This window comes from Asticcacaulis sp. (assembly GCF_020217185.1).
In the GTDB taxonomy this organism is placed as follows: domain Bacteria; phylum Pseudomonadota; class Alphaproteobacteria; order Caulobacterales; family Caulobacteraceae; genus Asticcacaulis.
This window is the reverse complement of record NZ_JAIWNX010000183.1, coordinates 1-10,000: the sequence shown is the minus strand read 5'-3', so window position 1 is coordinate 10,000 and position 10,000 is coordinate 1. Positions and strand designations below refer to the sequence as shown.

The following is a 10,000-nucleotide window of genomic DNA, read 5'->3' as shown; positions in this document are numbered from 1 at the left end:
TCGCCGTAACCCGCATCGAAAGACAGGAGAGGTGCGTTTTGGGCAATGGCCGACAGGTGCGCCACCCGCTCTGCCGGCAACAGCGCGTCTTCGATGGCCACGGCTTCAAACCCCACTGATTGCAACATGGCCACCTGTTCTTCCGCCGTAAACGGATAGCGGCTGGAACGCGGCATATAGGCGCCAACGACAACGACGATCAGATTGCCATCATCGCGCCAGTCTTCAAGCGCCCGCACATGATCATCTGTCAGCGGATGAAACCGCCCCACGGCCAGTCGTAAAGATGCGCTTTTCGTCATGTCTGCCTCTGCGTTGGCACGACCATAGCCGCCACAAAAGGGCTTGTCAGTTTCCTTTCCCTGATTAATGGTATTAACCATTCGGGCGGGGAGGCGTGACATGCAGGACACCTATAAGGCAACGACACGTATTGAGCCGCTGAAATGGCTGATTGCCGCGTTGGAGACCGTTCTGGGCCTGATGGGGGCTCTGGTCCTGATCCTTTATTTCTACACCGGTTCCTTTGCCGGGGCGGGTCAGAAGCTGGATGCCGGCCTGAAAGCCATCTGGCTGTTCGTTGCCCCATTTGTCGGCCAGGGCTGAAAAAATAAAAAGTATTGACCCAACGGCACAACTGCCGTTTAAGCCGCCCAAAATCATATGAAAGAGGCTGGCATGGTTGAGAACCTGATCGAGAATAACCGCCGCTGGTCGCGCGAAAAAACCCGCGTCGATCCGGACTTCTTCTCGCGTCTGGTGCGTCAGCAGCATCCCGAATATCTGTGGATCGGCTGTTCCGACTCGCGCGTACCGGCCAATGAAATCGTCGATCTCGATCCGGGCGAACTGTTCGTTCACCGCAATGTCGCCAATCTGGCCCCGCAACAGGACGCCAACTATCTGAGCGTCCTGCAATACGCGGTCAATGTCCTGAAAATCAAACACGTACTGGTCGTCGGCCATTATGGCTGCGGCGGGGTGCGGGCGGCGATTGAGTCCACCGATCACGGCCTGATCGACCACTGGTTATCCCCGATCCGCGACGTCGCGCACGAGCATCGACACGAACTGGAGGCCTGCGATAATCAGGAATCGCGCGTCGATCGTCTGTGTGAGCTGAACGTGATCGCTCAGGTGCGCAATGTGGCCACCAACCCGATCATCCTTCACGCCTGGCGCGAAGGCCAGCCCTTGTCCATCCACGGCTGGGTCTATTCCATTGCCAATGGTCTGGTCACCGATATGAATATCTCGGTGCGCAATCTGGCCGAACGCGAGCGCCTGTTCGGGATTTAAGCGTCCGGCACGTTCGCCCTCAACTCCTCCAGCCACAGGGTGGCTGTCGAATCCGAGGGGGCGCGCCAGTCACCGCGGGGGCTGAGCGCCCCGCCGGAGATCAGTTTCGGGCCATTGGGCACGGCCGAACGCTTGAACTGCGAAATCGTGAAGAAGCGGAACAGGAAGACCTCCATCCACTTGCGTATCTCCGTGATGCCATAGGCACGGCGGTCGGCTTGCGGATAGTCGGGTGGCCAGTCGCCGGCGGTAGCCTCCTTCCACGCCTGATACTGGAGGAAGGCGATCTTGGAGGGCTTCAGGCCATAGCGCGTCAGATAGTAGAGGGTGAAGTCCTGTAGCGGATAGGGGCCGACCTTGTCTTCGGTACGCTGAGCCTGACCGTTCTGTACCGGCACCAGTTCCGGCGAAATCTCCCGCTCCAGCACCGAGCGCAGCACACGCGCGGCCCTGGCATCGAACTCGGTGCGCGCCGCCCAGCGGATCAGGTGCTGAATCAGGGTCTTAGGCGCGCCACAATTGACATTGTAGTGGCTCATATGGTCGCCCACACCATAGGTGCACCAGCCGAGCGCCAGCTCGGATAAGTCCCCTGTGCCGACGACAAACCCGCGATGCTGACCGGCCAGCCGAAATAGAAAGTCGGTACGCAAGCCGGCCTGCACGTTCTCAAACACCACATCATAGACAAGCTCACCCTGACCATAGGGGTGGCCAATATCCATCAGCATGCGTTTAGAGGCCGGTCGAATGTCGATTTCTCCCGCCGTGACGCCTAAGGCGCGCATCAGCTTATGAGCGTCGGATTTCGAGCCTGAGGTCGTGCCGAAGCCCGGCATGGTGTAGCCACGGATCTGCGAGCGCGGCCGCCCCAGACGGTCAAAGGCCTTGCACGCCACGATCAGGGCATGGGTGGAATCGAGCCCGCCAGACACGCCAATGACGACGCTTTCGGACTGCGTGCTCTCAATTCTACGCATCAGGCCGTGCACCTGTATATTAAAGGCCTCAAAGCAGTCTTCGTCCAGACGGTCGCGATCATTGGGCACGTAAGGAAAGCGGTCTACCGTGCGATAAAAATCGGTCAGGCTATGCGGCTTATGATCGAACAGACAGGTTTGTACCGTTTCCGTCGCGCTGAACCGGCGCGCATCGGCGAAGGTCGCCGTGCGCAGGCGCTCCTGTGCAATGCGCTCCACATCGACATCGGCGAGTGTCAGGGTATCGCTGGCGAAGCGCTCCCCTTCGGCCAGCAGCGTCCCCAACTCATAAACCAGCGACTGACCATCCCAGGCGAGGTCGGTCGTCGATTCCCCCGGCCCGGACGCGCTGAAGGCATAGGCGCACATCAGGCGCTCAGATGTCGCCTCGCAAATACGCTTGCGCACCCGCGACTTACCCACCGTCACGGGCGAGGCTGACAGATTGACGATCACGGTCGCCCCGGCCAACGCCAACCGCGTCGAAGGCGTATCCGGCGACCACATGTCCTCGCAGATTTCGACACCCAGCGTAAAGCCCGCATCACCGCGCGCCTGAAACACCTGATGGCTGGTCACCGGCACCGTCACACCGCCGATTTCGAGTCGGGTATTCAGCGCGTGACCGCTGGCGAACCAGCGCTTCTCATAGAACTCGCGATAGTTGGGCAGAAAGGTCTTGGGCACCAGCCCCAGCAGAGCGCCTCCCTGAATCACCGCCGCGCAATTATACAGCGCGCCTTCGATCCACAGCGGTACCCCACAGACGACAACGGCGCGCCAGTCTTGCGAGGCGACAATCAGGGCCTCCAGAGCCACCTTCGCCCCCGCCTGAAGCGTCTGTTGCAGGAAGAGGTCCTCAAGCGTGTAGCCGGTCAGGCTCAATTCGGGAAACAGGACGACATCCGCCCCGGCTTCATCGGCCTTGTGCGCCAGTTGCACGTGCTCGGACAGGTTCGCCCTGGGGTCGGCAATGTGCACATCGGGCGTCACACAGGCGATCCGCACAAAGCCATGCGAAGCGGGCGAATAAAAGTTTTTGCCGGAATTTGCCATTTCTGCCTCACGTGACGAACGCCTATGTGCCGATATAGGCGCATTTCGGAAAAATCGACACACCTCATTTCAGTGAATAGGCAGAAATCTGATAGGATGCGACATCGACGATCTTCAAAATTGAGATAATAGTTTCATATGAAATTTATTATGACATTCACCGACCCTTTGGTTCCTTTTTGACTTGGGTTCCGGGGGATGGGTCTGATATGGGAACACACCTGTCATCGTGTGTGTCCGTTATGAGCCTCAATCTGGAAACGATCCAAGCCGCCGCCAGCCGGTTAAAGGGTCACATCGTCGAAACCCCCTGCGCCTTTTCGCAAAAGCTGAGCGCGCTGACGCGCAGCCAGTTGTGGATCAAGTACGAGAACCAGCAATATACCTCGGCCTTCAAGGAGCGCGGCGCGCTCAACAAGCTGGCGACGCTCAGCGCGGAGGAACGTGCGCGCGGCGTCTATGCGGCCTCGGCCGGCAATCACGCTCAGGGCATTGCCTATCACGCTCAGCGGCTCGGTATCCCCGCCACCATCGTCATGCCGCACGGCACCCCCTTTGTGAAAGTTCAGAAGACTCAAGGCTACGGGGCGCGCGTGGTCATCGAAGGCGCGACCTATGACGACGCCTCAGCCCATGCACAGACCCTGTGCCGCGACGCCAGCGCCGTCTATGTGCACCCGTTCAACGATTACGAGGTGATGGCCGGACAGGGGACGCTGGCCATCGAAATGCTGGAGGCCGTGCCGGACCTCGACGTGTTGCTGGTGCCCATCGGCGGCGGCGGGCTGATTGCCGGTATGGCGACGGCGGCCAAGGCGCTGAAACCCTGGATCAAGATCATCGGCGTCGAAGCGGCCATGTACCCCTCCTTCGCGGCCAGGCGGCGCGGCCTGAACATGCCGACGGGCGGTTCGACCATCGCCGAAGGCATTGCTGTGCGCGATGTGGGCGAACTGAGCTTCGCCGTCGCCAATCCGCTGGTCGATGATGTTCTGGTGATTGATGAGGCCGATTTTGAGCGCGCCATCGCCGCCTTCGTCAATGTCGAAAAGACCGTGGCCGAAGGGGCCGGTGCCGCGGGACTGGCCGCGGTCATGCGCTATCCGGAAAAGTTCGAGGGGCAAAAGGTCGGCCTGATCCTGTGCGGCGGCAATATCGACATGCGCCTGCTGGCCTCGGTGCTGCAACGCGAGCTGGTGCGTGAAAAGCGACTGGTCACCTATCGTATTCTGGGCGACGATCGGCCGGGCATGTTGTCGCTGATGGCGGATGTGATTTCGCGCAAGGGCGGTAACATCGTCGATGTGGCGCACAATCGTCTGGTGCTCGACGTGCCCGCCAAGGGGGCTGAGTTCGACATACTGGTGGAAACGCAGGACGCCCGCCACGCCCATGAGATCGCCGATGGCCTGCGCGCCACAGGCTATGCGCTGAGAATGGAATAAAGGATACGTAATGGTTTCGAACTGGATAAGACCGGTCTGTCTTTCTTTGATGCTGGTGTCAGCCGTCGCGCTTACGGCCTGTAACCGCAGCGACCCGGCCGCCGAAGCGGCGGCAGAGGCCAATATCAAGGCGGGCGAAACCTTCCTGGCGGAAAAGGCCAAGGAACCTGGCGTGCAGAGGCTGCCCAAGGGGCTGCTGTATAAGGTCATTACCCCCGCGACCGATCCCAATGCGCCCAAGCCCACCGTGCGCGACACGGTGAAAATTCATTATGAAGGCCGCCTGATCGACGGCACCGTGTTTGATTCCAGCTATGACCGGGGTGTACCGGCGGCCATGCCGCTCGATGGTCTGGTCGAAGCGTGGAAGATCGCCGTACCTCAGATGAAGACGGGCGAAACCTGGGAACTCTATGTTCCTGCCCAACTCGCTTACGGCGAAACCGGGGCCGGCCCTATCCCGCCCAACAGCGTGCTGGTCTTCAAGATTCAACTGATAGGTATTCAGCCTTAAAGATTGCCAACCTTAAACTGGCTTCGCCGCCGCGCGCGCCGACATCAGGACCGAGCCTACGGCGGTCATGGTGTCCGGCGCGGCGTCATTGGCGCAGGCCGCAGCGACCGTGCCTGTCTTCGCATCGACCAGCACCTCGCCGTACCACATCGTGTTTGATCCGTTGTGCCACAGGCTGCCATCCGGCCGCACCACCCAACCCAGCGCGTAATTGTCGCCAAAGTGCGGTGTGTGCAGCGCGTCCCAGCTTTCAGGCTTAAGCAGGCTCACCGGACGATCCCGGTGGGCACGCAGATAGAGCAGCATGTCCGCCATCGACATATGCACTCGTCCCGCCGGCCCAAGCGCTACAGGATTGTCAGTGGGCAGGCCCGGCCCGACCGGCATGGGTTTGCGCTTATGGCCATTGACGGCGTGGCCCAGAGGCTGATCCATCTGACCCGGACGCCCCGGAGCGCCGAACCCGGCGTTGGTGAGGCCCAGAGGCGTGAACAGCTCTGTCTGGATAAGAGTTTCCCAGCTTTTGCCGCTCAGTTGCTCCAGCATCGCCCCCGCGATGATATAGCCATTATTGGCATAGACATTTTGCGCGCCCACCGGGCCAACCGGCTTTTGCTTCAAGGCCGCCAGCGCCCATTTGCGCCGCTCCGCGCGCGGGTCAGGCAGCGGATCACGGCTATAAAAGACCATGTTGATGCCGTCGAGATTGGGCTGAAGCCCTGCACGGTGGCTCAGCAGATGCAGCAGGGTGGCCTCACGATAGGCCGCTGGAACGGGGCTGCCGCGCTCATCCAGCACGTCGCCCACCCTTGTCGTCCATTTGATCATACCGGCATCGACCAGACGCGCGCACAGGGTCGCCGTCATCGACTTGGTGATTGAGCCCCAATGCCATTGGTCTTCCATCTGCACGGCGATCTCGTCCTCGCTGGAGCGCGCACCGGCGGCGAAGATTTCGCTTTGCGTGCCACGTGACCACGCGGCCGCCATGCCGGGCGTATAGGCCGCCAGCCGCTTGTCGTTCAGCAACTCGCGCGTCAGCGGCGGATAGACGGGCTCTGGTGTCGCTTCGGCCACCTCGCCGCGCGTGAAGCGCAGCGGCAGGGGGGCGCCCTGCGTAAAGGTGCCGTCGATATGGCGCTCATCCGTCAGCGCCCCTTCGAAGGTCGCCTTGATCGCGGCAAAGGCCAGCTTGATCCGCTCGCCCTCAATGGCGACGCGGGAAGCCGGGATGCGCGCATTGCCCTGATCGACACTGAACAGGGTCGCCCCCTTGGCATCGATTTCCAGCCGCAGGGTCAGGCGTACCGCCCCTGCCGCCAATACGCCTGTCCAGCGTCCATGGAACGGGCTGTCGGCTGCCAGAGCGCGCGTCCCGGCCATCAGGCCAAAAGCGGTCATCAGCGATTGCATCTGCCGGCGTGTCATCATCGGAAATCCTCCCCTGTGCGTACCAACCATAAAGAATTGCGGCATGGGGTCGCTACTGAAATAATTGTAATGCAGCCCTCTTTGACAAAGGCTAGACTGAGACCATGAACACGCAGGCTGATCTTATCATCGTTGGGGCCGGTATGGCCGGTATGACCGCGGCTCTGGCTCTGGCCAAAGGCGGCCTGAAACCGGTACTGGTCGAGCGGCAACCCCTGTCCGAGCAGGTAGAACCGAGCTTTGACGGTAGGGCTTCGGCCATCGCCTATTCCTGTTTCCGCCAATGGCAGGCCCTGGGCGTCGGTGACGCGCTTGAACCCCTGGCCTGCCGTATGGACGAGATCATGGTCACCGACGCCCACCTGCCGGGGGCTTCGACGCAGCGACCGTCGCCCTTCTTCCTGCATTTCAATGCCGGAGAAATCTCCGATCGTTCGGGCAACGAACCTCTGGGCTATATGCTGGAAAACCGCCACATCCGGGCGGTCTTGTATGAGGCCGTGCAAAAGGCCGGTATCCGCGTGATCTGCCCCGCCAACGTTACGGCGATCGAGGAAACCGCCACCCGCATCCACCTGACGCTCAGCACGGGTGAAACCCTGTCCGCCCCCGTCGCCGTGGCGGCCGAAGGGCGTAAATCAGGCCTGCGCGAACATGCGGGCATCCGCACCATCCGCCGCGACTATGGCCAAAGCGCCGTTGTGGCGACGGTGAAGATGCAATACCCGCATAACCACGTGGCCTACGAGTATTTCCTGTCGTCAGGCCCCTTCGCCATACTGCCGCTGACCGATAATCGCGCCTGCCTCGTCTGGTCGGAAAGCCATGCCAAGGCCAAGGCGCTATTGGAGGTACGGCCCGAACTGTTCCACGCCCACCTGATGCAGCGCTTCGGTGATTTTCTGGGTGAGGTCGAACTGACCGGCCCGAAATTCATCTACCCGCTGTCGATGGCGCTGGCCGAGCACATGTATCGCGGGCGTATCGCGCTTCTGGGCGATGCGGCGCACGGCATCCACCCCATTGCCGGTCAGGGGCTCAATCTGGGCCTCAAGGACGCCGCCGCCTTTGCCGAGGTCGTGATTGAAGCGGCGCGGCTGGGCGAAGACTTGGGTTCGGAATTGGTGCTGGAACGCTATGCGCAATGGCGGCGCTTTGAAAACGTCTCGACCTCGATGATCATGGACGCCTTCGTGCACCTGTTCTCGAACAACAATCCGCTGGTGCGGCCGCTGCGTGATCTGGGCATGGGTATCGTCACCAATATCGCCCCGGCGCGACGCTTCTTTATGGAAGATGCTGGTGGCGCGACCGGCGACCTACCGAAGCTACTGCGCGGGGAATTGGTTTAGGTCTTCCCGATCACACCAGCCAGAAGACGTGCCTCGGCTGAACGCGATGACCCGGCACGCCAGATCACCACAATATCGCGATAGGCGTGGTCGGAACGCAGATGGCGGATGGCCACAGACGAGCGTTCGACCAGTCCGGACTCCACCGCCATTTCGGGCAGAAGCGAGACGCCCAGTCCGGCATCGACCATCTGTACCAGCGTATTGAGCGAGGTGGCCGCAAAACCGCCATTGAGCGCCTGATTGACGTCACTCGCGCCCGGCGCATTCCATTGGCAGGCGGCCAGGGCGTGATCGCGCAGGCAGTGCCCGTCTTCGAGCAGGATCAGCTCGGCCGATTTCAGCGCCTCAGGCTCGACCTCGGTTTGCTGCGACAGGGGATGGTCCTTCGGCATGACCGCCAGTATCTCGTCCTTGCAGATAAAGGCGTGGTCGAGCCCACTCAAATCATACGGCAGGGCGATGACCGCCGCATCGAGACTGCCGCTTTTCAGCGAGGCGATCAGGCGGGAGGTCTGATCTTCGCGCAGGAACAGCCGCAACTGCGGAAACTCCTGCCGCAGCTTTAAAAGGGCCTGCGGCAACAAAAACGGCGCAATGGTCGGAATGACCCCCAGACGGAACCGCCCGGCCAGCGGCCGGTTGGCCCCCTTGGCGGCCTCCACCAGATCTTCAGTACGCGCCAGTATGTCCTCGGCCCGACGCAGCACATCTTCACCGATGGCGGTCATGATGACCTGCCCGCGCGAGCGGTCGATCAGGCGCACCCCCAGCGCTTTTTCTAGCTCGGCAATGCCGGAAGACAGGGCCGGTTGCGACACAAAGGCGGCTTCGGCGGCGGCGACGAAACTTTTGTGCTCATTAAGCAGCTTAAGGTACTGGAGCTGGCGCAGGGTCGGTAACATACCGACTATATAAGCAATTTTTATTTAAATCGCAAATTTCCGACATCGGCCTTATGCGAACAGGCTAATGGCATAGTGAAAACTTAGCTCACGGGTGTCAGGGTCGGCTAGATCATTATGATTTCTGGCAGAAACATAATGATCTAGATTTTTGTTTAGCCCCTCGCCGGGCGGTGGCTTGCGCCACCTTGGCCGCCGCCTCAATGGCGGCTTGAGCGGAATGATTCCATTTGAAATCATTCCGCTCTAGATTGAAAGGAGGCGTCGATGACAGACCGCTTCGAGCAGCAATCACAGTCCCTGCTGGATTATGCCGAAACGCCAACGGAGCCGCTTCTGGCGCGCCCATTGACAGAGACAGACATGTCTGGATCGCAAAGCTTTCCTATAAAAAAACAGAAAGTTAAGCCTGAAATCAAGCCTTCTGCGGTTCAAAACGCCGGGCCTGATCGACCAGCATAATCGGCACACCGGAACGGATCGGGAAGGCCAGCCCAGCGGTTGGCGACAGCAGTTCCTGCGCGACCTTATCATAGGTCAGAGGACGCCGCGTCACCGGACAGACCAGCGCTTCGAGCAAGCGCGGGTCGATTTCCGAGGTGTCGGGAACAGGCGAGTCGCTGGCCGGGGTTTCGATTTCAATTTCAGACATGCGCTTCCCTCTTAGCTGAACAGCAGCGACGACAGCTTGCGACGCCCGGCCTTGGTGATGTCGGACATCTGCCCCGCAGCCGCGAAAATCTTGAACAGGTACTCGCGCGGCTTCTGATTTTCCCACTCCGGTTCGGCCTTGATGATAAACAGAAGCTCATCAATCGCCGCGGGCAGTTCGCCCTGTCCCGCCAGACCGCGCGCCAGATCGTAGCGCGCCGCGTGATCAGCGGGGTCGGCGGCCAGACGCGCGCGCAAGGCGTCCAGTTCCGTCGGCGCACCGTCAGCCAGTTCGAGCGCCGCCCGCAGCCCTTGAATATCGGCATCCTTGGCATCCGCCGGGGCCTGATCGAGAACGGCTTTGGCC

10 protein-coding genes and 1 pseudogene are annotated in these 10,000 nt (G+C 60.9%); 5 read left to right on the top strand and 6 right to left on the bottom strand.

The genetic code is table 11. The features are described 5' to 3' along the window. Positions 1 to 302: pseudogene (locus tag LDL37_RS09080) on the bottom strand (hypothetical protein); the annotation flags it as partial. A gap of 100 nt (positions 303 to 402) precedes the next feature. On the opposite strand from LDL37_RS09080, the gene LDL37_RS09075 reads away from it, so the two are divergent. Together LDL37_RS09075 and LDL37_RS09070 are read left to right on the top strand one after the other, a co-directional pair. Then, positions 403 to 606: a hypothetical protein gene (locus LDL37_RS09075; RefSeq protein ID WP_126422365.1), complete on the top strand. Its 204-nt coding sequence runs from the start codon at positions 403 to 405 to the stop codon at positions 604 to 606. 72 nt (positions 607 to 678) lie between these two features. Continuing rightward, the gene (locus LDL37_RS09070; RefSeq protein ID WP_126422363.1) at positions 679 to 1,299 is read left to right on the top strand and encodes a carbonic anhydrase; all 621 of its coding nucleotides are present in this window, start codon (positions 679 to 681) and stop codon (positions 1,297 to 1,299) included. On the opposite strand, the gene LDL37_RS09065 is transcribed toward LDL37_RS09070, so the two are convergent. Beyond that, entirely contained in the window at positions 1,296 to 3,335 is a 2,040-nt protein-coding gene (locus LDL37_RS09065) for an NAD(+) synthase (RefSeq protein WP_290797023.1), read from the bottom strand. The genes LDL37_RS09070 and LDL37_RS09065 overlap by 4 nt on opposite strands. Before the next feature lie 242 nt (positions 3,336 to 3,577). Here LDL37_RS09065 and LDL37_RS09060 point away from each other — a divergent pair, with 242 nt between their 5' ends. Together LDL37_RS09060 and LDL37_RS09055 are read left to right on the top strand one after the other, a co-directional pair. Next, positions 3,578 to 4,780 carry a threonine ammonia-lyase gene (locus LDL37_RS09060; RefSeq protein ID WP_290797021.1) on the top strand — a complete coding sequence of 401 codons (1,203 nt, stop codon included), beginning with the start codon at positions 3,578 to 3,580 and terminating at the stop codon, positions 4,778 to 4,780. Between the two features lie 49 nt (positions 4,781 to 4,829). Further along, a complete protein-coding gene (locus LDL37_RS09055) occupies positions 4,830 to 5,294 on the top strand; it encodes an FKBP-type peptidyl-prolyl cis-trans isomerase (RefSeq protein ID WP_290797018.1) in 465 nt (154 codons plus the stop codon). 12 nt (positions 5,295 to 5,306) lie between these two features. On the opposite strand, the gene LDL37_RS09050 is transcribed toward LDL37_RS09055, so the two are convergent. Further along, a complete protein-coding gene (locus LDL37_RS09050; protein ID WP_290797015.1) occupies positions 5,307 to 6,725 on the bottom strand; it encodes a serine hydrolase domain-containing protein in 1,419 nt (472 codons plus the stop codon). Positions 6,726 to 6,829: 104 nt separating this feature from the next. On the opposite strand from LDL37_RS09050, the gene LDL37_RS09045 reads away from it, so the two are divergent. After that, entirely contained in the window at positions 6,830 to 8,077 is a 1,248-nt protein-coding gene (locus tag LDL37_RS09045; RefSeq protein WP_290797012.1) for a UbiH/UbiF/VisC/COQ6 family ubiquinone biosynthesis hydroxylase, read from the top strand. On the opposite strand, the gene LDL37_RS09040 is transcribed toward LDL37_RS09045, so the two are convergent. From LDL37_RS09040 to LDL37_RS09030, 3 genes are all read right to left on the bottom strand, one after another. After that, positions 8,074 to 8,982 carry a hydrogen peroxide-inducible genes activator gene (locus LDL37_RS09040; RefSeq protein WP_290797009.1) on the bottom strand — a complete coding sequence of 303 codons (909 nt, stop codon included), beginning with the start codon at positions 8,980 to 8,982 and terminating at the stop codon, positions 8,074 to 8,076. The two genes, LDL37_RS09045 and LDL37_RS09040, sit on opposite strands and share 4 nt — an antisense overlap. A 415-nt stretch (positions 8,983 to 9,397) precedes the next feature. Continuing rightward, entirely contained in the window at positions 9,398 to 9,634 is a 237-nt protein-coding gene (locus LDL37_RS09035) for a Trm112 family protein (protein ID WP_290797006.1), read from the bottom strand. An 11-nt stretch (positions 9,635 to 9,645) separates the two neighbouring features. Beyond that, a partial coding sequence (locus tag LDL37_RS09030; RefSeq protein WP_290797004.1) for a tetratricopeptide repeat protein occupies positions 9,646 to 10,000 on the bottom strand: 355 nt, incomplete at its 5' end.